We start from the raw sequence: 21,978 nt of genomic DNA on the forward strand, positions 1-21,978 counted from the left end.
TCCGCCCGCGCGGCCGGTGCCGCCACTCGGGACCGGTGTTGTACCGGTGCCGGTGTACCGGTGTCAGGATTCCGCCGCCGTGGTCACCTGAAGCTGCTTGATCCCGTTGAGCCAGGCCGAACGCAGCCGCCGCGGATCCTCCAGCAGCCGCAGATCCGGCAGTACGTCGGCGATCGCGTTGAAGATCAGGTCGATCTCCATCACGGCCAGCGACTTGCCCAGGCAGAAGTGCGGACCGCCGCCGCCGAACCCGAGGTGCGGGTTGGGGTCGCGGGTGATGTCGAAGGCCTCCGGGGCCTCGAACACCTCGGGGTCGTTGTTGGCCGAGGAGTAGAACAGCCCCACCCGCTCGCCCTTCCTGATCCGCTGCCCGCCCAGCTCCAGGTCCTGGGTGGCGGTCCGCTGGAAGGAGACCACCGGGGTCGCCCAGCGCACGATCTCCTCGGCGGTCGTCTTGGGGCGCTCCCGCTTGTAGAGCTCCCACTGCTCGGGATGGGTGAGGAAGGCGTGCATGCCGTGGCTGATCGCGTTACGGGTGGTCTCGTTCCCGGCCACCGCGAGCAGGATCACGAAGAATCCGAACTCGTCGGAGGACAGGTTCCCTTCGCCCTCCGCCGCGACCAACTGGCTCACGATGTCCTGGGCCGGGCACTCCTTGCGGGCCGCCGCCAGGTTCATCGAGTACGCCACGATCTCCATCGCCGCCTCGGCGCCGACCTCCTCGGTGATCGCGTACTCCGGATCGTCGTACGCGGCCATCTTGTTGGACCAGTCGAAGATCTTGGAACGGTCCTCCTGCGGTACGCCGATGAGCTCGGCGATGGCCTGGAGCGGCAGCTCCACCGCGATGTCGGTCACGAAGTCGAAGGAGCCGTCGCTGTCCGCCGACGCGAGGGCCGTCTCGACGATGGAGCGGGCCCGGGAGCGCAGGGCCGCCTCCAGGGAGCGCACCGCGCGCGGGGTGAAGCCGCGCTGGACGATCTGACGGACCCGGGTGTGTTCCGGCGGGTCCATGTTCAGCATGATCAGCTTCTGGACGTCGATCTGGTCGCGGCTGATCGTCTCGTTGAAGCGGATGACGGCGGTGTTGGTGTTCGAGGAGAACAACTCGGGATGCGTGGAAACGTACTTGACGTCCGCGTGGCGGGTGACGACCCAGTAGCCCGCGTCGCCGAACCCGGAGATGTTGGGCGGCTGGGTGCACCACCAGACCGGCGCGGTCTCCCGCATCAGGGCGAACTCCGGGTGCGGCACGCGGTCCTGGAGGAGGTCGGGGTCGGTGAAGTCGAACCCGTCGGGCAGATGGGGGCAACGCATGGGCACCTCTCCACTCCGGATCTGATCACGAACCGTCCGACGCCCCGCCCGGCCGGTTCGCCTGTCGCTCCGGCATCCTGACGGACCATCAGAAGTTGCCCGCAAGGTAGTAACGAGTTCTACAAGTGGCAAGAGGCGTGGCCGGATCTGTTGCCCCGGACCGCCGCGGCGGGTCCGTCGCCTCGCCGGAGGGCGTGCGTGCGGTGCGTGCACGCCCCTTGCGCAGCCGGGCCGCCGTCACGAGACTGCTTGCAGAACTAGAACGCGTACTAGTTCCTTCCGCGGGCGCCGGGACGCCCCCTGCGGAAGCGCGAGGAGAGGACGAGCTCATGGCCGCGGAACCCGTCATCGTCGAAGCCGTACGCACCCCCATCGGCAGGCGCGGAGGCGCACTCGCCAATCTGCACCCCGCCTATCTGCTGGGTGAGACCTACCGTGAACTTCTCGGCCGCACCGGCATCCAGGCCGACTGCGTCGAACAGATCGTCGGCGGCACCGTCACCCACGCCGGCGAGCAGTCGATGAACCCGGCCCGTACCGCCTGGCTGACGGTCGGCCTGCCGTACGAGACGGCCGCGACCACCGTGGACTGTCAGTGCGGCTCCTCGCAGCAGGCCTCCCACATGGTCGCCAACATGGTCGCCGCCGGGGTCATCGACGTGGGCATCAGCTGCGGCGTCGAGGCGATGTCCCGGGTGCCGCTGGGCAGCGGTTCCAAACACGGCCCGGGGAAGCCCTGGCCCGACGAGTGGAACGTCGACCTGCCCAACCAGTTCGAGGCCGCCGAGCGCATCGCCCGCAAGCGCGGCCTGACCCGGGAGCGGGTCGACGCCCTCGGCCTGCTCTCCCAGCAGCGGGCGGCCGCCGCCTGGGCGGAGGAGCGCTTCAAGCGCGAGACGTACGCCGTCCAGGTCCCGACCACCGAGGAGGAACAGGCGGCGGGCCAGGGCATGTGGCGGCTCGTCGACCGGGACGAGGGGCTGCGCGACACCTCGATGGAGGCGCTCGCCGGGCTGAAGGCCGTCATGCCGAGCGCGATCCACACCGCTGGCAACTCCTCGCAGATATCGGACGGGGCCTGCGCCATCATGTGGTCCTCCAAGCGCATGGCACGGGCCCTCAAGCTCAAGCCCCGGGCCCGGATCGTGGCCCAGGCCCTGGTCGGCTCCGACCCGCACTTCCACCTCGACGGTCCGATCGACGCGACCCGGGCGGTGCTCGGCAAGGCCGGCATGTCGCTGCGGGACATCGACCTCGTCGAGATCAACGAGGCGTTCGCCTCGGTGGTGCTGAGCTGGGCGCAGGAGTTCGAGGCGGACCTCGACGGCCTCGAGAAGGTCAACGTCAACGGCGGCGCGATCGCGCTGGGCCACCCGGTCGGCGCGACGGGCGCGCGCCTCATCACCACGGCCCTGCACGAACTGGAACGCCGCGACAAGGAGTTCGCGCTGATCACGATGTGTGCGGGTGGAGCGCTGGCGACGGGCACGATCATCCAGCGGCTCTGACCCGGTCGCATCCGGCGGCACTGGCCCGGTCGCAACCAGCGGCTCTGACCCGGTCGTATCCAGCGGCTCCGACTCCGTGACGGCGGCGCTTCACGGTGAGCCCGGGGCCGTCCCCTCGGGCCGCCCCTCCGACGCCTCCGCCTCCCCGAACGCCGCCCGCGCGTCGAACGCGGCGCGACGGGTGGCCCGGCGCAGCGCCTTCAGCAGCGTCGGCCCGATCGTGACCGTCAGGACCACGGTCAGCAGCGCCCGCCCCAGGTCCCAGCCCAGCGAGGTCGCCGCGCAGTAGGCGAGGAACCGCACCAGGTTCTCGTGCAGCGGGTCGCCCGCGACGAACGAGATCCCCGATCCCAGACCGGTGATGAGCGTCCAGCCCTGCAGATTCATCACCGTGCCGTACGCGAACGCCGCCACGCAGCCGTACGCCGCCAGCATCGCCAGCTCCGCCCGCCCGCGCAGCCGGTCCGCCCCCGGCAGCAGCCCGGCGCCCATGGTGAACCAGCCCATCGACAGCATCTGGAACGGCATCCACGGCCCGACGCCGCCGGTCAGCAGCGCCGAGGCGAACATGGTCACCGAGCCGAGGACGAAACCGAACCCGGGGCCCAGCACCCGGCCGCTCAGCACCATCAGGAAGAACATCGGCTCCAGGCCCGCCGTGCCCGCCCCCAGCGGTCGCAGCGCGGCCCCGACCGCCGCCAGTACACCGAGCATCGCGACGGCCTTCGCGTCCATCCCGGACTCGGAGATCGTCGCCACCACCACCGCGACCAGCAGCGGCAGCAGCGCCGCGAACAGCCAGGGCGCGTCCCGCGCGTGCGCGAGCCCGGACCCGGCGTCCGCCAGCAGCGGCCACCCGAAGGCGACCACGCCGACGGCCCCGGTCAGCAGCAGCACGGCGACCGACTTCGGCCCGAGCCGCACGGGCCGGGGAGCCCGCTCCCGTACGTCCTTCGTCCCCTTCACGCGCCCGCCTCCAGCGCACCGCGCACCTGGGACACGGTCAGCCACTCCTGCGGGGCGAGGATCTTCGCCGTCTGCGGGGCGAACGCGGGGGAGGAGACCACCACCCGCCCGGTCGGGCCGTCCGCGACGACCTCCCCGTCGGCGAGGATCACCACCCGGTGCGCCAGCTCCGCCGCCAGCTCCACATCGTGGGTCGCCAGGACGATCGCATGCCCCTCGGCCGCGAGCCCCCGCAGTACGCCGACGAGCCGGGCCTTCGCCGCGTAGTCCAGGCCCCGCGTCGGCTCGTCCAGCAGCAACAGCGGCGGCCGGCCCGTCAGCACCAGCGCCAGGGCCAGGGCGAGCCGCTGGCCCTCGGACAGGTCCCGGGGGTGGGTGTCGTCGCCGACGCCCGGCAGCAGCTCCGACACCAGCGCCCGGCAGGCGCCCTCCGCCGCGCCCGCGTCCCGGTCGGCGGCCGCGCACTCGGCGGCCACCGTGTCCGCGTACAGCAGATCGCGCGGCTCCTGCGGTACGAGGCCGACCCGGCGCACCATCGCCCGGGGGTCCGTTCGGGCGGGGGCCAGGCCGCCGACGCGCACGGTGCCGGCGGTGGGCTCGATCATGCCGACGAGCGCCCCGAGCAGGGTGGACTTGCCGGCCCCGTTGCGGCCCATCAGCGCCACCGTCTCGCCCGGGGCCACGGTGAGCGTCACCCGCCGCAGTGCCTCGACCCGGCCGCGCCGCACCCCGAGCCCGTCGACCCGGGTGACCGGATCGGCGACCGGGGCGACCGGCGCACCGGCCGCGCGACGACCCAGCAGCCGGGCGAACCGCCCGGGTCGCGGGGCCTGCGGTACGGCAACGGGCGCGGGGAAGGGCACAGGCCCGGGCGCGCCCGACAGACCCGACGACGCCTCCGAGCGCGACGACGCCTCCGAGCGCGACGGAGCCGCCGGGCCCGACGGAGCCTCCGACCCTGTCGAGACCGCCGACGCCTCCGAGCCAGCCGACGCCCCAGAGTCCGACGCGGCCTCCGGCGGCACCGCGGCCCCCGCCAGCCGCTCCCGCAGCCCGCCCGCCGCGCGCCGGGCGTCCCGTACCGACAGGGGCAGCGGGTCCCAGCCCGCCAGCAGCCCCAGCTCCGCCACCGGCGGCCGGACCGGCGACACCTTCATGACCTCGGCGGGCGGCCCCATCACGGGGGCGGCGCCCGGGGCGGGCAGCAGGACGACCTGGTCCGCGTACTGCACCACCCGCTCCAGCCGGTGCTCGGCCATCAGCACGGTCGTGCCCAGGTCGTGCACCAGCCGCTGGAGCACCGCGAGGACCTCCTCGGCCGCCGCCGGGTCCAGCGCGGAGGTCGGCTCGTCCAGCACCAGCACCCTCGGGTGCGGGGTGAGCACCGAACCGATCGCCACCCGCTGCTGCTGGCCGCCCGACAGGGTCGCGATCGGCCGGTCGCGCAGCTCGGCCAGGCCCAGCAGATCGAGCGTCTCCTCGACCCGGCGGCGCATCACGTCCGGGGCCAGGCCCAGCGATTCCATGCCGTACGCGAGCTCGTCCTCGACGGTGTCCGTGACGAAGTGCGCCAACGGATCCTGGCCCACGGTCCCGACCAGATCGGCCAGTTCACGCGGTTTGTGCGTACGGGTGTCGCGGCCGCCCACCGTGACCCGGCCCGACAGCAGCCCACCCGTGAAGTGCGGGACGAGCCCGGAGACCGTACCCAGCAAAGTCGACTTACCGACACCGGACGGGCCGACGAGCAGGACCAGTTCGCCCTCGGGCACCGTGAGGTCGACGCCCGACAGCGTGGGACGCTCCGTGCCCTCGTACCGCACGGAGACCCGCTCGAACTTGATCACGCCTGCTCCTTGCTGCGATGGGCCGGTTGTCCGTGCGCCCGGGTCGACGGCGGTACGGGGGCGACCAGCGCGGGCACCAGTCCGACCAGCACCGCGGCGGCGGGCCACAGCGGCAGCACCGGTGCGGTCAGCGGTACGACCCCGGGGTGCAGCGCGTCCGGATCCACCGCCCCCGCCCAGATCATCGCCGCCGCGACCACCACACCCGAGCACGCCACCAGCCAGGCCCGCACACCCCACCGGTCCGGCCGGTAGCGGGTACGCACCGAGCGCCGCCCGCCGAGCCGCAGCCCGGCCATCGCGGTGACCAGACCGGCCAGCAGCAACGGCAGCCCGTACACCGCCCCCTGCGCGGCCAGCAGCCCGTACGTCCCGGCGCACACCCCGAGCAGCCCGCCCAGGGTGAGCACATTCGTGGTGTGCCGGACGGCGGCCGGGACCTGGGCGGTACGCCCGTAACCCCGCGCGTCCATCGACGCGGCCACCGCCACCGACCGCTCCAGCGCGCCCTCCAGCACCGGCAGCCCGATCTGCGCCACGGCCCGGACGCCACCGGTCGGCCGGCCTCGCAGCCGGCGCGCGGTGCGCAGCCGGACCACGTCGGCCACCATGTTCGGCGCGAACGTCATCGCGACCACGACGGCGACCCCCGCCTCGTACAGCGCACCGGGCAACGACTTCAGCAGCCGCGCCGGGTTGGCCAGCGAGTTCGCCGCACCGACGCAGATCAGCAGGGTGGCCAGCTTCATTCCGTCGTAGAGCGAGAAGACCAGCTGCTCGGCGGTGACCCGGCCACCGATCCGCACCCCCTGCGCCCAGTCGGGCAGCGGCAGTTCAGGAAGGACGAAGACGGTGTGCGAACCGGGGATCGGCGACCCGAGGAAGACGGAGAAGACGAGCCGCAGCGCCACGACGAACAGCCCCAGCTTGACGAACGCGCCGTAGGAGCGGGCCCACGGCGCATCCGTGCGCCGCGCCACCACCACATACCCCGCCACCCCGACCAGCAGCCCCAGCAGCAGCGGGTTCGTGGTCCGGGACGCGGCGGTGGCCAGACCCAGCGCCCACAGCCACCACGCCCCGGCGGGCAGCGCGTTGCCGCGGTCCGCCTCGGGGGCGTGCAGGGCGCGGCGCAGCAGCCGGGCCGGGGCCGGAGAGGCGGTCACCGGCGGCGGCGGGCCTGGACCACGGCGGCGATGCCCAGCAACAGGACGGCGCCGATGCCGACGAGAAGCCCGACGGACGGACCGCCGCCGTCGCCTTCCTCGTCCGCTTCCCGGTCGTCGGCCGTCGCGGCGGGCTCGGACGGCTTCGCGCTGCCGCTGTCGCCGGACACCTGCTCGCCACAGCCCGACTTCGGATAGCCGGAGATCGCGCAGAGCATGGCGCTGCTGTCGTACCGCAGCGGCTTCGCCACCGCGGCGAGCGCCTCCGCACTGCTGGCGTCCGGCGCGACCTGCGCACACGCGGTGCGCGGGGCGGGCGGCTTCTCCCCGTCCGGGGCGTCCGCCGCCGTACCCGGATCGATCACCAGCGCCACCCGCTTCTTCCCGTCCTCCGCCGGGGTGTCCGCGCAGATCGCCCCGAAGTCGGGGGCGCGGCGCGGCTGGTCGGCGTCGCCCGAGTCCTCGCTCACGGCGAACCGGAAGCCCTGGACCGTACCGTCGTCCGGGCGCAGGACCGACGGCCCCTGGGTGGCGTACTCCCAGTTCTTGCCGTTGCCCTGCCAGAAGGACCAGTAGCGGTATCCGGCGGCCTCGGCGCTGCCCGCGCCGAGCAGCACGGCCGAGGCGGCGACCAGGGCGGCGAGCAGCGCGACGAGCGGATTCCGCAACCGCGCGCCGACCGGGCTCTGCAGCCGCGCCGGGACCGGCGTACGCGGTGCACGCCGCACGGCCGCTTCCCGCGACGTACGGCTCACGGCTGCTGCTTCTTCCGGCGCATGCTGAGCAGGAAGCCGATGCCCGCGCCGGCGGCGAGACCGATGCCGATCAGCCACCCCAGGCTCAGCCCGCTGTCGTCGCTGTCGGTGCCGCTGGAGGGCTGCGGACCGGTCGGCGTGGGCGAGGGGAGGGCGGTGGCGGCCGGGGCGGGGCCGGTCGCGTTGAGCTGCTTGACGAGGTCGACGCCGCCGAAGCTGCGGGCGTCCGCGCCGGTGGCGTGCGCCGCGAGGATCAGCTGCGCGGTGGCGGCCGGACCGCCCTGCTTCGCCCAGCCCGTGGCGTTCTTCTGCAGCCAGGCGACGGAGGCCTGGGCCTTGTCCTTGTGCCCGGAGGCGGCGAGCGCGACGACCGCGTCCGCGGTGTTGCCGTAGTCGGGCTGCGGGTCGGTGTCCTCGGCGCCCGGCATCGGGGCCTGCTCCAGATACGGCGACTTCTTCAGCGTGTCCGCGAGGAAGGCGGCGCCGTTCTGGGCGGTCTGCTCCGGGCTGAGGTCGTCGCCCTTCGTGCAGGAGGGAGCCTTGACCGCGTTGGACGTGCCGGAGGCGATGCCCTTGCCCATCAGACCGAGCACGGAGGCCGCGGTGGCGTCCAGGTTGGCGGTCAGCTCGCCCTTCTTGCCCGGCTGGTAGGCGAACGCGCCGCCGTCCTTGTCCTCGCAGGGGATGGCCAGCGCCTGGAGCGCGGTGTACGGGGTGCTGCCGTCGGCGGTGGTGAGCTCGCCGACCGGGACGCCGGTGCGGGCGAGCGCGCCGATCACGATGGAGGTGGAGTTCGCGTCGCTCGGGCTGCCGGGGTTGTAGCCCCAGCCGCCGTCCTCGTTCTGCACGGACTTCAGCCAGTCCGCGCCGTTGTTCGCGGCGTCCCGGTGCAGGTTCACCTCGACGAGCGCCTGGACGGCGACGGCGGTGGCGTTGGTGTCCATCACCGTGGACGCGTCGCACGGCTTGGAGGCATCGCGGTACGAGGTGAACGCCCCGCTGTCGCACTGCTGCCCCACCAGCCAGTCCACCGCCTGCGTCGACGGCGTGACGTATTCGATCTTCTGCGCGAGGAAGGCCAGCGACTGCCGCCACACTCCGTCGTACGTGGGGTCCGTGGTGCCGTAGAGCCCGGCCGGCAGCTCCGCCGACGGGGAAGGACTCGGCGCGGCGACCGCTACGGGGGCGGCCGCGCCCAGAAGCACGGCGGTGGTCGCGAGCGCGGCTGCGCTGCGGCGTACGGTCATGGCTGGCTGGGCCTCTCCTGCGAGGGCCGGACTCCCCGGGCGCACGAGGGCACCGGGCTCCGGCCCCGTATGCCTCGACGGTGCCGGCCACCGGGGTTCCGGTGGCCCGAGCCGGTCACGCTCCGCGGAGGGCGGTCCGGCTGCCGTCGGGCGGACGGGTCACGGCTGGGGCGCAGCGCCGGATTCGCACCGGCTTCCCCCTGTACGGGCATGATGACGACCTGCCCACTCTACCGGTCCGTAGGAGAGCGGCCGGGGCCTCACACGGCGATGTACGTCACCGGCGGCCCGCCCGGCACGGCCTCCGCGCGGCCGAGCTTCACCAGCCGCCGCAGATGGGACTCGGCCTCCGACACGGCGATGGACCGCGAACCGTGCGGGATCTGCTCCCAGGGCCGGTTCCACTCCATCCGCTCGGCCAGCTGCCACGGGGTGAGCGGCGTGGCGAGCAGGGCGAGAAGCCCGGTCAGCCGCTCCTCGTGATGGTCCAGCAGCTCCCGCACCCGCCCGCCCGCATCGGTGAACGCGTGCTGGTGCGCGGGCAGCACCTCGGCCACCCCGAGCCGGCCGATCCGCTCCAGCGAGGCCAGGTAGTCGCCGAGCGGATCGGTGACGGCGGTGTCGTCCGGGTCCTCGTACAGCCCGATGTGCGGACTGATCCCGGGCAGCAGATGGTCGCCGGAGAACAACCGCCCATGCCCCGCCAGGTCGGCCGGATGCCGCTCCTCCAGATGGAGGCAGACATGGCCCGGGGTGTGCCCGGGCGTCCAGACGGCCCGCAGCCGCCGCCCGGCGAGATCGAGCAGCTCGCCGGGCACGATCTCTCTGTCCGGCAGGGCGGCGCGCAGCCCGGGCAGGGTCCGCAGCCGCCCTCCGCTGCGGGCGGCGCGCAGCGGGGCGAGGTGCTCCTCGGGCGCGCCGACGGCGGCGAGCTTGCGGGTGAGGTAGTCGAGCCAGGTGCCGGGCTCGGAGTCCCGGGTGCGCCGGACGATCGCGGTGTCGGCCTCGTGCATCGCGATCCAGGCCCCGGACGCCTCGCGGACCTGGCCGGAGAGCCCGTGGTGGTCGGGGTGGTGGTGGGTGATGACGACGCCGTGGATGTCGGTGACGGCGGTGCCGAGGGCGGTGAGCCCGGCGACCAGGGTGTCCCAGGAGGCGGGATCGTCCCAGCCGGTGTCGATGAGGACCGGGCCCCGGTCGGTGTCGAGGAGATGGACGAGGGTGTGCCCCAGCGGGTTGTCCGGGATGGGGACCTTGATGCTGTGGACGCCTCCGCCGTGGTCGGTCACCTGCGGCACCTGCGGCACCTGCGTCATGGGCTCCCCATCTCTGCTCGGCATCTCTGCTCGGCGGCGGCGTGCGCTGAGCCCACTGTAACGAGAACCCGTTCCAGTGGTAGCCCGGGTCTACCAATTATTCGTTCCCCGGGTACGGTCCGCACCGTGGACTCCTGAAACAGGAACTGGTATCAGTTCTGACGAACAGTCAGTTACGGGTGTGCGGGTTCGCGGGAGGCGGCAGCCATGACGGAACGTACGGAGCTTGTGGAACACGGACACCTGTTCATCGGCGGGGAGTTCACCGATCCGCTCTCCACCGAAGTCATCGAGGTGATCTCGCCGCACACCGAACAGGTCATCGGCCGCGTGCCGCACGCCTCCGAGGCCGACGTGGACCGAGCGGTCGCCGCCGCCCGCCAGGCCTTCGACGAGGGCCCCTGGCCCCGCATGTCGCTGGACGATCGGATCGCGGTGATCACCCGCATCAAGGACGCCTTCGCCGTACGCCACGAGGAGTTCGCGCGCCTGATCAGCGCGCAGAACGGCACCCCGTACAGCGCGAGCGTCATGGTGCAGGCGCTGGCCGCGATGATGGTCTGGGACTCGGCGATCACGGTGGCCCGCACGTTCCCGTACGAGGAACGGCGCGACGGAGTCCTGGGCCCGCTCCTGGTCCGCCGCGAACCGGTGGGCGTGGTGGCCGCGGTCGTCCCGTGGAACGTCCCCCAGTTCACAGCAGCGGCGAAACTGGCCCCCGCCCTCCTGGCCGGCTGCACGGCGGTCCTGAAGGTCTCCCCGGAAACCCCCCTGGACGCTTACCTCTTGGCGGAGATAGCGGCGGAGGCGGGCCTGCCGCCCGGTGTCCTCTCCATCCTCCCGGCGGACAGGGAGGTCAGCGAATACCTGGTAGCTCACCGGGACGTGGACAAGGTCTCCTTCACGGGCTCGGTCGCGGCGGGCCGCCGAGTCATGGAGGTGGCGTCGCGCAACCTGACCCGCGTCACCCTGGAGCTGGGCGGCAAGTCGGCAGCGGTCATCCTCCCGGACGCGGACCTGGAGGCGGCGGTGGCGGGCATCGTCCCGTTCGCCTGGATGATCAACGGCCAGGCGTGCGTGGCGCAGACCCGCATCCTGGCCCCACGTTCCCGCTACGACGAGATAGCGGAGGCGTTCGCGGCAGCGGCGGGCGCACTCCGCGTGGGCGACCCGTTGGACCCCACCACCGAACTCGGCCCCTTGGTGGCCCAACGCCAGCAGCAACGCTCCCTGGACTACATCCGGTTGGGCCAGGAGGAAGGCGCCAAGATCCTCACCGGCGGCAATCGTCCCGCCTCCCAGGAACGCGGCTGGTACGTCGAACCCACCCTCTTCGGCTCGGTCGACAACTCCATGCGCATCGCCCGCGAGGAGATCTTCGGCCCGGTGATCTGCCTGATCCCGTACGGAGACGAGGACGAGGCGGTCCGCATCGCCGACGACTCCCCGTACGGCCTCAGCGGCAGCGTCTGGACGGCCGACACGGAACGCGGCATCGACGTGGCCCGCCGCGTCCGCACGGGCACGTACAGCGTGAACACCTTCAGCCTCGACATGCTCGGCCCCTTCGGCGGCTACAAGAACTCGGGCCTGGGCCGCGAGTTCGGCCCCGAGGGCTACGGCGAGTTCTTCGAGCACAAGATGATCCACCTGCCCGCCGGCTACCGGGAGGCATGATGGGCGACCGCTGGCACGTGGAGGTCGACCGCTCCGTCTGCATCGGCTCCGGCATGTGCGTCAACCACGCGGGCGACGCCTTCCACCTGGACTCGGCCCGCCAGTCCCACCCGACCGAGGAGAACCGCGACGCGGGCGAACACGTCCTCGCGGCGGCGGAGGGCTGCCCGGTGGAGGCGATCACGCTGACGCTGGCGGGGTCGGGGGAGGTGGTCTTTCCGCCGGAGGAGTGAGGGGGACCGATGGCCGAGGGCTGCCCGGCTCAGCCGAGTGAACGCACGATGATCCAGTACTCATACTCTTCCTCCGTTACCGCACACAGGTGCGTCCCATCTGCGGACAACGCCACGAACTCGGCAGTCCCGGTCGCCGCAGCAATGCGAGACGGCAGGCCAGGGGGTGCGATGTCCTTTACGGGAACCCATCCGACGGCAGCGCCACCGCTCCCTGGCGGCAGAACGAGGAACGTGCCTGACCCTGGGGCGGCGAGCACGGGCCACGCCTTCTCGTGCCACTGAAGATTGACCTGCTTCAGGGCGTCGGGCGTCGCTGCATCGATTGTCAGGGTCGGTTCCACGTCGAAGCCCGCGACCATGCGAATAGCCTTGGTCGCGGAAGGTGCCGTGTCGGGCACTTCGGCGTTGGCAAGCTTCAAGCCGCAGGCATGCCAGAACGATGGTGAGGGGCCGTGTCCGGCACCGGTTACACGGATGACGACACCAACCCCACGCGCGCTGCGGACGGGGCGACGGAATGGGCGCGAAAGAGGAGGGACGCCTCTTCCGATGTGATGGCGACCGACAGCTTTTCGTCGGGGTCACGCCGGATGGACACAGTCTCGCATGCCGGAGCCGCCCACCCCTGGACGGCGAGTTCTTGAACCAAGGAGAAGACGAGATAGAAGGTGAAGGAGTTGTACACCTTTCCTTCCCACTCGGGCCTGATACGCGCGGGGGTGTGTGCGGTCTCGAATCCCAGCGTGATGCTGTCTCCTCGCTCGTCCGCCAGCACATGGAACAGGTCGCACTGGTTGAGGTCTGGCTCTTCATCGTACAAGCCCTGGATGGATTGCGGGTCGTCGAGAAGACGAGCCCAATCAGACGCGCTCATTGATAGAAGGTGCTCTCATGTGTTCCGCGGAGTGAGGTGAACAGGCGTGTATCGAGGCGGCTCACGAAGGTATGAGGAACCTCGTCCGACCCGGTTTCGGTCATGCGAAATGAACTGATGTGGCCGACGGTGAGGGAATTACTGGAGCTGAAGGAGAGCTCGAAGCCGGCTTCGGCGATGCGAACGAGAATCCTTCGATAAGCCAGTGCGGCGAGGCTGACATCGACCGGGACGGTCGGAATCCATCCGCGCACGGTCTGATCTTCCACGGCCGTGAAGTGAACATGAAGCTGCAGAGTGTCGTGGCCGAGTTCCGACCACTCGGGCGGTACGCGGTCCGGACCCGGGTAGGCGGGGAGGTCGATGCGCAGCGTCAGAGCGGGGCCTCGCCAGTCGAGATGGAAGGACCTCAGGCGCACCGACTCCAGCGGTGGAACATCGGAGTACAGGGTGCCGAGGACGTCTGAGTTTCGTGTCAGGTCGATCCAATGAGGGGTCAACGCGGGTCGTTCCTTTCACTCCCGTCCACGCATCACTCCCGTCCGCGCAGCGCTCGCGCGATTTCGATGTCGCTTTGGAGTGCACTCAGCCGGGGCGGATCTCTTGTGTCATCCAGCACCACCGTGTGCAGGCGGTCACCGACCTGCGGCGGTTGCACGTCCTCGGACCACCAGGACGGGTGCTTGACCTGGTCGATGAAGCCTGTGATGCCGTCGGCGTCGACCTGAGATCCGACGGAGGCGACGGCAGTGATCACGACATCTACTTCTTGGTGGTCCTTCCAGGTCATCACGGGAGTCCAGGGATCGACACCCAAGATCCCCTCTGAGGGAGCTGATGCCACCGACTCAGGGAAGCCGCCAACCTCCATGTGAACTCCACTCTGGCAGCGTACGGAGGATCAAAGAATTCAACGTCCCTTCTGTATCTTTCAATTCTGTTCAGGGTTATGAGGAAATTCGTGAGGTTATTCTGATCGGCTGTTCCGGGCGCGAACGATTGTCTCACGTAAATAATTCCTTTGATGCATCTGACTACGCATGATCCGCCGTGCTCGCTCGCCTGGTCGACGCTGTAGATGTGCATCAGGCTACGTTCATTCGAACCTGCAAGGATTGCGGGTGTGTTCAATTCTTGATCCCCGTGTCTGCCGTCCATTGCGGATTCGACTGCCAAACCAGTGATCGTCTTGTCAGTGCTTCTGTCAGAAGGTCGCCATTGTAGAAGGCGCCCAGGGTTTGGTCGGTTGCTGTCTCGCGAAGATGCTCCAGCGCGATAGGGAGCAGTCATGGAGTACCGACGTCTTGGCCGATCAATCTGCTCATATCCCATGCGGTGAGCGGATTGATCGGGCGTTTTCGCAGGTTGTGCACGGCCTTGACCAGGCCAGTCCCACCTGGAGGTGGATCAGGCCATTCGATTCCTTCCAGTTCCTCGATTGTTTTACTTCGGTCTGATTTGTTGTCCATCGTCCAGTCGCCTTAAGCGCTAGAGCTTGTACGGGTAGAGCTTGACCCTGGGGGTGGAAAACCGGATCCGCTCCCCAGGTGATGGGCTATCAGTCGCATCCCACTCCACGAGAACAATGGAAGAAGCTAGCCGCAGCGCCACGATCCCATCGTTGTCCACGGAATCAACCGCGGCGCAGACGATCAGGTCGGCCCCGGGGGTGCCCTCCAATGCGTCGGGCCCTTGAGCGGGCTCCCACGCGGTCACCGGATCCGGGATGTCGACCTCGACAAAGCAGGAAGGGTCAGTCGGAGGGGTGCCGTGCCACTGCCCCCACGCCGGGCCTACGGAACTCGCAAATGTCACGAGCTCGGTGGTACCGGGGATTGTGCAAATGTCGGTGATATGCATGAGTGGAAGCGGCCTCCCTGTGTGGCGGTGAGCTGGCCGTTGTCTCCCCAGTCACGCCGCGTTCCTGCAACTCGGCGTGCTCGCCAGTCCGATGCCCGTCGGGCTACCTGTCCAGCAGTGTCACAGCCATCCAGCAGGCGGCGCGTCCGCCGGCGCCAAGTCGCTGACGAAAGCCCGCCAGGCATCTTGGCCGAAGGCGATGGCCGGGCCGGCGGGGCGGGTGCTGTCGCGGACCGGGACCAGGTGGGGGGAGGTTCGGGGCGACCTCTACGCAGTCGCCCTGCCCGCCGCTGTAGCTGCTGGTGCGCCAGGCGGCCTCGGCGAGATCCGGCAGGGCGAGGCGGTCCTGGGTCATGGTCTGTGCCCCTTGGCGGTACGTCGGATCATGCTGAGCGATTCCGTCGGCGGCAACGCGGATGTGCGGGAGTCGTCGAAGAGTTCACGGTATCGGGCCACGTCGGATTCCCGCTCGATCCAGATGTTGCCGGTCGGCGTCTCCGTCAGGACGAGATCCAGTGCCGAGACCCGGGGAAAGCTGAGCGTCAGGTACTGACCGAACATACCCGGGTGCGCACCGCGTGAGAACGGCAGCACCTGGACAGTGATGTTGGGGCGCTCGGCGAGGTCCGCCAGGTGTAGCAACTGGTCGTGCATCACAGTCGGACCGCCGACGTGTTGGCGCAGTACGCCTTCCATGAGGACGGCCCAGAACTCCAAGGGGGCGTCCCCGGCCAGACGTTCCTGCCAGGCCATGCGTTCCTGCCCGGCCATGCGTACCTGCACGAACTTGTCGACCTCCTCCGCCGTCTGCCACGCACGGGACGCGACGGTCACGGCCCTTCCGTAGCCGGGCGTCTGGAGCAGCCCCGGTACCAGCTGCACCTGGAAGGTCTTGATGCCGTCGCAGATGGACTCCATCTCGATGTGGTCGCGGTACGTGCCACCCAGCACGTCTCCGAACTGGTGCCACCAGCCCTCGCGGCGACGCCTGTGCTCGACGACGCACCGCACCTGTCCGAGGAGGCCAAACGCCTCCTCGATTCGGCCGACGCCGTACACATCAGCGCCGTCTCACCCTGGGAGATCACCTTCAAGCAGCACTTCGGCCTGCTGGAAGGCCCGGGCGACCTGGCCGAGCGCGTACGTGACCTCGCGTTCCCGAGCCTCCCCGTCACCGCCGCCCACGGCGTACGGGCCGGGCGGCTGCCCATGGTCCACGAGGACCCCTCCGACCGGCTGCTCGTCGCTCAGGCGCAGGCCCATCGGCTGGCTCTCGTCACCCGGAGCGACTGGATCCCGCAGTACGACGTGACAGTTATGCGGGTCTGATCGCACGAGCTCAGACCGCCGGTTCGGCAGCCGGCTTGCTCAGTGCGCCCTCCGGCGCCCGCCGCAGAGCCCGGATCGCCGGGACGCTGAGCATGACCGCCAGCAGGACGAACGACATCACCGACGAGAAGATCAGCACCTCGTTCGCGCCGAACGCGTCCGCCGCCGGGCCCGCCAGGGCGCGGCCCAGCGGGATGACCATGATGGAGCCCGCGACGTCGTACGCGGAGACGCGGCTCAGGACCGTCAGCGGGATGTGCGACTGGACGCTCGTCGCCCACATCACGCCCCAGAACGCGAAGCCGTAGCCCGCGATGACATGCGCGACCGCCGTCGCCGCGAAGGACCATTCCAGCGCCGGGGCCAAGGGGTTGAGCGCGAAGCAGAGCATGGCCAGGGCGCCCGCCACGAGGGGGCGGCGGGGGCGGACCCGCATGCCGATCAGGCCGCCGATGATCGTGCCCGCGCCGTCCGCCGAGGCGATCCAGCCGTAGCCGCTCGCCCCGTGCTGCTCGATCATCAGCGCCGCGCCCAGCGGCAGCGCGGGGCCGAACACGAACAGGCCGTAGACGGACCAGACCGCGATGACGCCCCACAGCCACTGGCGCGACCGGAACTCCTGCCACCCCGTCGCCAGCCTCCGCCACATCGGGGCGTCGCCCTCGTCGCGTTCCGTGTGCAGCTTGCGCAGGGGGAGGAGGACGAGGGCGCTGAGCGCGTACGCCGCCGCGATGACCAGGTACGAGCCCGAGACCTGCCAGTACGCGACCAGGATGCCCGCCAGGCCCGGGCCCAGCAGCGTGCTCAGGGCCTCGGAGATCCGCAGCAGCGCGTTGGCCTTCTGGATGTCCTCGGCGACCCGCGGGACCATGCTCGCCATACCGGGCTGGAACATCGCCGTCGCGGCGCCGCTCAGCGCCATCAGCCCCATGATCTGCCACAGCGGGACGCTGTCGGAGGAGAAGAGGAGAGCCGCCAGCGTCAGCATCGCCAGCATGCGCGCCAGGTCCGCGCAGATCATCATCAGCTGCGGAGTGAACCGGTCCGCCAGCACCCCGCCGAACAGCACCAGCAGCACGATCGGGGTCATCCACGCGGCCAGCGCGTACCCGACGCCGCTCGCCCCGTGGCCCGCACCCAGCACCGCCGTGGTGAGGGACACCATCAGCATGCCGTCGGCCAGCAGCGACGCGCTGCGGGCCGTGAAGAACAGCCGGAACCGGGTCGACCGCCAAGGGCTCGGCAGCGTGGCCGGCTGCTGCGGGAGGGTCGTGTCGTCAACGTTCATGTCACACCTGCCGGCTTCTGCCGGTCCCTTCCTCGATGATCTCCAGCCGACGCCAGGCGTCGCTCCGGTCCGGCTCGGTGGGCGGGTTCTCGACGAGCACGTAGCGGTGGGGCGCCAGGACCCCCGAACCGGCGGCCGGGATGAGGGCGGTCAGCGCCCGGTGGGCCTCCTCGGGCGTCAACGCGGTGTCGCCGCGGGCGATGTACGCCGTGAGGTGTGGGCCCGTGTCGGCCGCACCTGCTGCTGTGCCGTCCGCCGGCCCGTCCGGTCCCGGCTCCTCCGCCACCCGCACCGGCAGTCCGCTTACCGCCCGGCCGAGGGTCTCGCGCACCGCGTCGGGCGAGACCCAGCAGCCGTCCACCCGGAGCCAGCCGGGCCCTCGTTCGGCGGGGCGGACTCCCGTCACCTCGGCCAGCGCCTCCATCGGCACGTCCCCGGCGGCGGCCGCCTCCAGGAGCAGGACCAGCCCGGAGAGGAACCCCTCCGCCTCCTCGGGGGTGAAGAGCGAGGGGGCGGCCCACAGGGAGATGTGGAGCTGGGGCGCCGTCCGGTACGTGAAGGCGAGCAGCCGGGTCGGCAGCGTTTGGGGCGGCCCCCAGGCCAGCTCCTGCTCGGCGTCGTCGCGGTCCTGCGCGTCGGTGCCCAGGAGCGGGGCGGGCAGGGCGCTCACGTCGTTGAACACCACGTCCCGGCCGAAGTGGCTGCCGCGCTCGGCGGTGACCCGGTCGATCATCTCCCACAGCCGTACGGAGTCGAACTGGCTGTGCCGGTAAGCGTTGAGCACCGCACCCCAGGTCCGGGCGACCAGGGCGTCGAAAGCGGGCACCCGGACGTCCAGGTGAAGCAGCGCGTCCTGGGACGTGGTGGTCACCGAACGGGCGACCCGGGCATGGAACCGGTTGGCGCTCGGGACGGCGGTGACACAGCTGTCCTGGCCCGCCCGGTGGGCCACCAGGGCGCACCAGGCGGCCATCAGCACGGTGGCCTCGGGGTGTCCGGTACGGCGGGCCGCCCCGGCGAGCGCCCGGCCGCCCCGGCGGGAGCGCAGCGTCAGCTGCCGGGCCTCCTCGTCGGTCCCCGGCCTCCTGCCGCGCGGCTCCGCGAACATCTCCTGCGGGCCGGTGCGCAGGATCCGCTCCCAGTACCGCAGGGAGGCCTCCGACTTCCGCAGTCCGGCCGGGGAGGCCTCCACGGCGGCCAGGTCGACCGGGGGAAGGGACGTGAGCCCCGGCAGCTCCTTGCCCGCCAGCAGTTCGGCGAACTCCTCGCGCAGGATGGCCATCGCGCTGCCGTCCGCCACCGCGTGGCTGAACGCCAGCGCCACGTAGGCCGGTTGTCCGGCCACGGTGAGCAGCGTGATCCGCATCGGGAACTCCCGCTCCAGGGCGAAGCGCCCGGCCCGGGCCGCCCGCGCGACCGACTCCGCGTACCCCGCCGGATCGGCGGGGAGTTCGGCGTGGTCGAGGACGGTCACCGTGAACGTGCCCTCCGCTGCCACGACCTGGTCGACCGGTGCGGCCTCCGGCGGGTGCGGGAAGGTGGTGCGCAGCCCCTCGTGCCGTACGGCCAGGGCGCGCAGGGCGTCGGTGACGGCCGCCACGGTGGCGCCCTCGGGGACGGGCCACACATCGTGGATGTTGATGTGGGTGGGGTCGTCCCGCAGGATGCAGCGGATCATGTTGGCCTGGCCCATGGTGATCGGGCCACGCCGCTCCTCGCCGCCCGCGTAGGCGACGCTGACCGTGGTCGTGGTGGTGTGCGAGGGGCTCGGGTGCATGGTGTCCTTGCCGGCGGCGGAGTTCATCGGTTCACGGCCCGGACCTGCTGCACCGGGCCCGCTTCGGCGCTCGCGCCTGTCAGCGCCTCCCAGTGGTCCATCAGGAGCGCGAAGTCGGCCATGTCGTCCCGGGCCTCGTCCAGGAGCCGGCCGCGGCTCTCCGCGAGCGTGTCCGCGACCGTCGTGTAGCGGCCGCCGAGCCGCCGGTAGGCCCGCTCGACGACGTCGAGGCGGTAGGCGACTTCCGTACGGTCGAGGGCGACGCTGTCCCGGACGAAACCGGCGACCACGGACACCCGGATGTGGCCCTCGGCGTCGAGCAGCGCGTCACCGGCCTCCGCCGTCCTCGCGTACACGGCGTTGAGGTACGTCTTCGCCAGCAGGAACTTCGCGAAGCGGAGCTGGTACGCGAGGAATCCGGCGTCCGTACGCCGTTCCTCCGTATGGAAGTTGACGATGTGCCGGTTGTGCTGGAGGCCGGGCAGCCGGGCGTCGTGGGCGAGGTGGAGCAGGAAGTAGTCGGTGCCGATGGTGTCGGGTGCGGGCGGCAGCGGGACCCTGCGGTAGACCTCGTGGTCGAGTCCGATGTTGCACATGTCCACGCGCATCGGGCTGATGGGGGCGAGCGTCGTGCGGTCGCCGTCGAACGTCCCGTTCCCCGCGCCCCGGAACGACTCGTCGATCAGATGCTTGCGCCAGAAATCCGGGTACCCCTCGGGCAGCGACAGGCCGATCAGTTCGCCGTACGTGTCCGGGTCGAGCTCGCGGATCTCCGCCACGTCCACCGACATCTCGCCCACGAACGAGCCGCCCGCCACCGCCACCCGGCGGTCGCCCGAGCCCGGTGTCAGCTTGCTCCTCGTCGCCGACTTCCGTACGTCCTCCGCCCGTTGGCCGAGGTGGGTCAGCTCCTGGTGGAGCGGGAAGACCGGTTGGCCGTCGAAGTGCTGGTAGCGGCTGTCGGAGTCCCGGCGGTGGACCGATGCGCAGCCGAGGGCCTGGGCGATGAGGAACGCCCGGTTGGTGCAGGCGCCGTAGGAGACCCGGGACGGCAGCATCAGGTCCAGCAGCCGGTCCGCCGCAGTCGAATCCGGAGCCGCGCCGGACCGTTCGGTCACCTTGCGCAGGAAGGCCCGCTGCTCGTCCTCGTCGAGGTGGTGGACGGTCACACCGGGGAACGGGGGCAGCGCGGCCACTGCCTCCCGGTGCTCGGCGAGCACCGGGGCGGGGGAGGAGTCCAGGATCAGGAGGTGCACCTCTACGCCGAACTCCTGTGACCCGTACGCCGCTTCCTCGCCGACCGCCGCGATGGTGCCGGCGCAGGCCCGGTGGGTGGGCAGGGTCAGGCAGACGCGGCGCACGAAGGCTCCCCGCTCGGAGCGGCGGACGCCGTGCCGGCTTCACCCGTGACGCCCGCGACGCCCGTGACGCCCGCGACGTCCTCGGTGTCCTCGACCGGGTCCTGCCACGAGGCGAGGCCGAGCAACCGGCTGCCCAGGGCGTTCAGTTCGGCCGTCGGGTAGCGCTTGGCCTCGGGCAGCACCGGGTCGCCGACCAGGGTGCGGTTCCAGCGCGGCGTACGCAGATGGCGCCAGGACTCCACCCGGGACTTGCGCAGCCGCTCGTGCTCCTCCAGCGCGGGCATCATCGACAGGTACTGCACGGCCCGCACCCCGTTCTCGGAGAGGTTGCGCGCCACCCCATGGGCCAGCAGTCCGTTCCAGATGAGCAGGTCGCCGGGGCGCAGATCCGGGCGTACGACCGGGAGTTCGTCCCGGTCGATGTCCGGGCGCAGCGGGTCCCGGTCCGCGGGCTGGCCGGTCTTCCAGGTGTCGAACTGCCGGAACAGCTCCGGGCAGCACTGGAAGCCGCCGGTCTCCGGCCGGGTGTCGTTGAGCGCGATGATGCCCTGCACCCGCTGCGGCGGGACGGCGAGCGTGGTGTCGATGTCCCAGTGGAGCTCGATGTCGAAGCCCCGGTCCGTCGGCTCGATCAGGGCGCGGTCACGGTTGCCCCGGTTGGGCGGGTTGAGGTTGAGCCGGTCCAGGGTGACCCACAGCTCCTCGCAGTCCCATACGTCGACGAAGGCGTCGTATACCCGCTGCGACTGCCGGTTGTTCCAGAGCAGTTGGTGGTGGTACGCCTCCACGAAGCCGTAGATGTGCAGCTGCTGGTCCAGCTCGGAGCGCAGCGGCCGGTCCTCGTACCAGCTCTCCGGCCGATCGGGATCCAGGCCCTGGAAGTCCCAGGTGAAGTCCAGCAGTTGGCGTGCCACCGCGGCCGGGACCGCCTCCCGGACGATGACGTAGCCGTACGTCTGCCAGTGGGCGAAGTCCTCCTCGGACAGCACCCGCAGCGGACGCGACTTGTCGAGCTCCCGCAGCGCGGTCTGCGCGAGGTAAGCCTCGCCGTCCGCGCTGAAGTACGGGATGTCCGACGCCGCGCGGTGCAGGCGGGGCCGACGGCGAGGGGTGGGTGTCGTCATGAGGTTCATGGCAGGTCCTTCTCCTCGGCCGGCCGTGCGGCGACCCCGGGGGAGCGGGGTCGCCGCGGACGGCGGGACGGATGGCAGTGCCGTGGTGGGAGGAGCCGTGACCACGTCGATCAGCAGGATTGGTCCAGACCGCCTGGGCTGTCAAGTGCCCGGCACATATGGGGATATGGGGTGCCGTCCTGCGCTCGGCGGCCACGGAACCGATGCCTGACGTTCGGTATTTTTGGTCTAGACAACAAGCGAGCCACGGGCCTAATGTCCAAGGGCGCGGTCGGGTTCGTGACGGGCTGTCAACCCGTTTTCCCGCCCGCGCTCCGGCCG

General features: G+C 71.0%; 21 protein-coding genes and 1 pseudogene. 4 read left to right on the forward strand and 18 right to left on the reverse strand.

Annotated elements, in window-relative coordinates; all coding sequences use genetic code 11:
- Nucleotides 1-63 precede the first annotated feature (63 nt).
- Nucleotides 64-1,317, reverse strand: coding sequence for a cytochrome P450 (locus G3I54_RS16250; RefSeq protein ID WP_164615375.1), 1,254 nt, complete (start codon nt 1,315-1,317; stop codon nt 64-66).
- A gap of 329 nt (nt 1,318-1,646) precedes the next feature.
- On the opposite strand from G3I54_RS16250, the gene G3I54_RS16255 reads away from it, so the two are divergent.
- Nucleotides 1,647-2,825 (forward strand): steroid 3-ketoacyl-CoA thiolase, encoded by a 1,179-nt coding sequence (locus G3I54_RS16255; RefSeq protein ID WP_164615377.1) that lies wholly within the window; start codon nt 1,647-1,649, stop codon nt 2,823-2,825.
- A gap of 90 nt (nt 2,826-2,915) precedes the next feature.
- Here the strand turns inward: G3I54_RS16255 and G3I54_RS16260 are convergent, their stop codons facing one another.
- From G3I54_RS16260 to G3I54_RS16285, 6 genes are all read right to left on the reverse strand, one after another.
- Nucleotides 2,916-3,791 carry an ECF transporter S component gene (locus G3I54_RS16260; protein WP_164615379.1) on the reverse strand — a complete coding sequence of 292 codons (876 nt, stop codon included), beginning with the start codon at nt 3,789-3,791 and terminating at the stop codon, nt 2,916-2,918.
- Nucleotides 3,788-5,638 (reverse strand): ABC transporter ATP-binding protein, encoded by a 1,851-nt coding sequence (locus G3I54_RS16265; protein WP_164615382.1) that lies wholly within the window; start codon nt 5,636-5,638, stop codon nt 3,788-3,790. The genes G3I54_RS16260 and G3I54_RS16265 overlap by 4 nt, the downstream gene beginning before the upstream one ends.
- Nucleotides 5,635-6,804 (reverse strand): energy-coupling factor transporter transmembrane protein EcfT, encoded by a 1,170-nt coding sequence (locus G3I54_RS16270; RefSeq protein WP_164615384.1) that lies wholly within the window; start codon nt 6,802-6,804, stop codon nt 5,635-5,637. The genes G3I54_RS16265 and G3I54_RS16270 overlap by 4 nt, the downstream gene beginning before the upstream one ends.
- The gene (locus tag G3I54_RS16275; RefSeq protein WP_343240349.1) at nt 6,801-7,532 is read right to left on the reverse strand and encodes an SCO2322 family protein; all 732 of its coding nucleotides are present in this window, start codon (nt 7,530-7,532) and stop codon (nt 6,801-6,803) included. Before G3I54_RS16275 ends, G3I54_RS16270 begins: the two co-directional genes overlap by 4 nt.
- 23 nt (nt 7,533-7,555) lie before the next feature.
- Complete coding sequence (locus tag G3I54_RS16280; RefSeq protein ID WP_164615386.1) at nt 7,556-8,806, reverse strand: prenyltransferase/squalene oxidase repeat-containing protein; 1,251 nt, start codon at nt 8,804-8,806, stop codon at nt 7,556-7,558.
- A 260-nt stretch (nt 8,807-9,066) separates the two neighbouring features.
- Nucleotides 9,067-10,122, reverse strand: coding sequence for an MBL fold metallo-hydrolase (locus tag G3I54_RS16285; RefSeq protein ID WP_203686431.1), 1,056 nt, complete (start codon nt 10,120-10,122; stop codon nt 9,067-9,069).
- A gap of 207 nt (nt 10,123-10,329) precedes the next feature.
- Here G3I54_RS16285 and G3I54_RS16290 point away from each other — a divergent pair, with 207 nt between their 5' ends.
- Nucleotides 10,330-11,799, forward strand: a complete 1,470-nt coding sequence (locus G3I54_RS16290; RefSeq protein ID WP_164615388.1) for an aldehyde dehydrogenase — start codon at nt 10,330-10,332, stop codon at nt 11,797-11,799.
- Nucleotides 11,799-12,032, forward strand: coding sequence for a ferredoxin (locus G3I54_RS16295; RefSeq protein WP_103508313.1), 234 nt, complete (start codon nt 11,799-11,801; stop codon nt 12,030-12,032). The genes G3I54_RS16290 and G3I54_RS16295 overlap by 1 nt, the downstream gene beginning before the upstream one ends.
- A gap of 29 nt (nt 12,033-12,061) precedes the next feature.
- On the opposite strand, the gene G3I54_RS16300 is transcribed toward G3I54_RS16295, so the two are convergent.
- The 7 genes and pseudogenes from G3I54_RS16300 to G3I54_RS16330 all read right to left on the reverse strand — a co-directional run bounded on the left by G3I54_RS16300 (nt 12,062) and on the right by G3I54_RS16330 (nt 15,720).
- Nucleotides 12,062-12,454, reverse strand: a complete 393-nt coding sequence (locus tag G3I54_RS16300; RefSeq protein WP_239144398.1) for a hypothetical protein — start codon at nt 12,452-12,454, stop codon at nt 12,062-12,064.
- Between the two features lie 47 nt (nt 12,455-12,501).
- Entirely contained in the window at nt 12,502-12,909 is a 408-nt protein-coding gene (locus G3I54_RS16305; RefSeq protein ID WP_164615390.1) for an Imm50 family immunity protein, read from the reverse strand.
- A complete protein-coding gene (locus G3I54_RS16310) occupies nt 12,906-13,409 on the reverse strand; it encodes an Imm50 family immunity protein (RefSeq protein ID WP_164615392.1) in 504 nt (167 codons plus the stop codon). Before G3I54_RS16310 ends, G3I54_RS16305 begins: the two co-directional genes overlap by 4 nt.
- A 32-nt stretch (nt 13,410-13,441) precedes the next feature.
- A complete protein-coding gene (locus G3I54_RS16315; protein ID WP_164615394.1) occupies nt 13,442-13,699 on the reverse strand; it encodes a hypothetical protein in 258 nt (85 codons plus the stop codon).
- A 496-nt stretch (nt 13,700-14,195) separates the two neighbouring features.
- The gene (locus G3I54_RS16320) at nt 14,196-14,378 is read right to left on the reverse strand and encodes a contact-dependent growth inhibition system immunity protein (protein WP_164615396.1); all 183 of its coding nucleotides are present in this window, start codon (nt 14,376-14,378) and stop codon (nt 14,196-14,198) included.
- Between the two features lie 511 nt (nt 14,379-14,889).
- Nucleotides 14,890-15,124 (reverse strand): annotated as a pseudogene (locus G3I54_RS16325) (DUF397 domain-containing protein).
- Nucleotides 15,121-15,720, reverse strand: a complete 600-nt coding sequence (locus G3I54_RS16330) for a DUF5753 domain-containing protein (RefSeq protein ID WP_343240342.1) — start codon at nt 15,718-15,720, stop codon at nt 15,121-15,123. The pseudogene G3I54_RS16325 and the gene G3I54_RS16330 overlap by 4 nt, the downstream one beginning before the upstream one ends.
- A 9-nt stretch (nt 15,721-15,729) precedes the next feature.
- Between G3I54_RS16330 and G3I54_RS16335 the strand changes: the two genes are divergently transcribed.
- Nucleotides 15,730-16,098 (forward strand): type II toxin-antitoxin system VapC family toxin, encoded by a 369-nt coding sequence (locus G3I54_RS16335; protein WP_164615561.1) that lies wholly within the window; start codon nt 15,730-15,732, stop codon nt 16,096-16,098.
- A gap of 10 nt (nt 16,099-16,108) precedes the next feature.
- Here G3I54_RS16335 and G3I54_RS16340 read toward each other — a convergent pair whose 3' ends face one another.
- Genes G3I54_RS16340 through G3I54_RS16355 form a run of 4 tightly spaced genes read right to left on the reverse strand, consistent with a single transcriptional unit; the run spans nt 16,109 to nt 21,648 of the window.
- Nucleotides 16,109-17,386: an MFS transporter gene (locus G3I54_RS16340; RefSeq protein WP_164615398.1), complete on the reverse strand. Its 1,278-nt coding sequence runs from the start codon at nt 17,384-17,386 to the stop codon at nt 16,109-16,111.
- A 1-nt stretch (nt 17,387) separates the two neighbouring features.
- Nucleotides 17,388-19,190 (reverse strand): condensation domain-containing protein, encoded by a 1,803-nt coding sequence (locus G3I54_RS16345; protein ID WP_164615400.1) that lies wholly within the window; start codon nt 19,188-19,190, stop codon nt 17,388-17,390.
- A complete protein-coding gene (locus G3I54_RS16350) occupies nt 19,187-20,524 on the reverse strand; it encodes a DUF6271 family protein (RefSeq protein ID WP_164615402.1) in 1,338 nt (445 codons plus the stop codon). The genes G3I54_RS16345 and G3I54_RS16350 overlap by 4 nt, the downstream gene beginning before the upstream one ends.
- Entirely contained in the window at nt 20,506-21,648 is a 1,143-nt protein-coding gene (locus G3I54_RS16355) for a phytanoyl-CoA dioxygenase family protein (RefSeq protein ID WP_203686432.1), read from the reverse strand. The genes G3I54_RS16350 and G3I54_RS16355 overlap by 19 nt, the downstream gene beginning before the upstream one ends.
- Nucleotides 21,649-21,978: the final 330 nt, after the last annotated feature.

Source organism: Streptomyces sp. SID14515 (genome assembly GCF_010548505.1).
Lineage (GTDB): Bacteria > Actinomycetota > Actinomycetes > Streptomycetales > Streptomycetaceae > Streptomyces > Streptomyces caviscabies.

Excerpts from the sequence above, each read along its gene's own strand:
- G3I54_RS16315 (WP_164615394.1), bottom strand. The coding sequence starts at position 13,699 with ATGACCTGGAAGGACCACCAAGAAGTAGATGTCGTGATCACTGCCGTC.
- G3I54_RS16285 (WP_203686431.1), bottom strand. The coding sequence starts at position 10,122 with ATGACGCAGGTGCCGCAGGTGCCGCAGGTGACCGACCACGGCGGAGGC.
- G3I54_RS16305 (WP_164615390.1), bottom strand. The coding sequence starts at position 12,909 with ATGAGCGCGTCTGATTGGGCTCGTCTTCTCGACGACCCGCAATCCATC.
- G3I54_RS16290 (WP_164615388.1), top strand. The coding sequence starts at position 10,330 with ATGACGGAACGTACGGAGCTTGTGGAACACGGACACCTGTTCATCGGC.
- G3I54_RS16250 (WP_164615375.1), bottom strand. The coding sequence starts at position 1,317 with ATGCGTTGCCCCCATCTGCCCGACGGGTTCGACTTCACCGACCCCGAC.
- G3I54_RS16355 (WP_203686432.1), bottom strand. The coding sequence starts at position 21,648 with ATGACGACACCCACCCCTCGCCGTCGGCCCCGCCTGCACCGCGCGGCG.
- G3I54_RS16340 (WP_164615398.1), bottom strand. The coding sequence starts at position 17,386 with ATGAACGTTGACGACACGACCCTCCCGCAGCAGCCGGCCACGCTGCCG.
- G3I54_RS16345 (WP_164615400.1), bottom strand. The coding sequence starts at position 19,190 with ATGAACTCCGCCGCCGGCAAGGACACCATGCACCCGAGCCCCTCGCAC.
- G3I54_RS16320 (WP_164615396.1), bottom strand. The coding sequence starts at position 14,378 with ATGGACAACAAATCAGACCGAAGTAAAACAATCGAGGAACTGGAAGGA.
- G3I54_RS16255 (WP_164615377.1), top strand. The coding sequence starts at position 1,647 with ATGGCCGCGGAACCCGTCATCGTCGAAGCCGTACGCACCCCCATCGGC.
- G3I54_RS16280 (WP_164615386.1), bottom strand. The coding sequence starts at position 8,806 with ATGACCGTACGCCGCAGCGCAGCCGCGCTCGCGACCACCGCCGTGCTT.
- G3I54_RS16295 (WP_103508313.1), top strand. The coding sequence starts at position 11,799 with ATGGGCGACCGCTGGCACGTGGAGGTCGACCGCTCCGTCTGCATCGGC.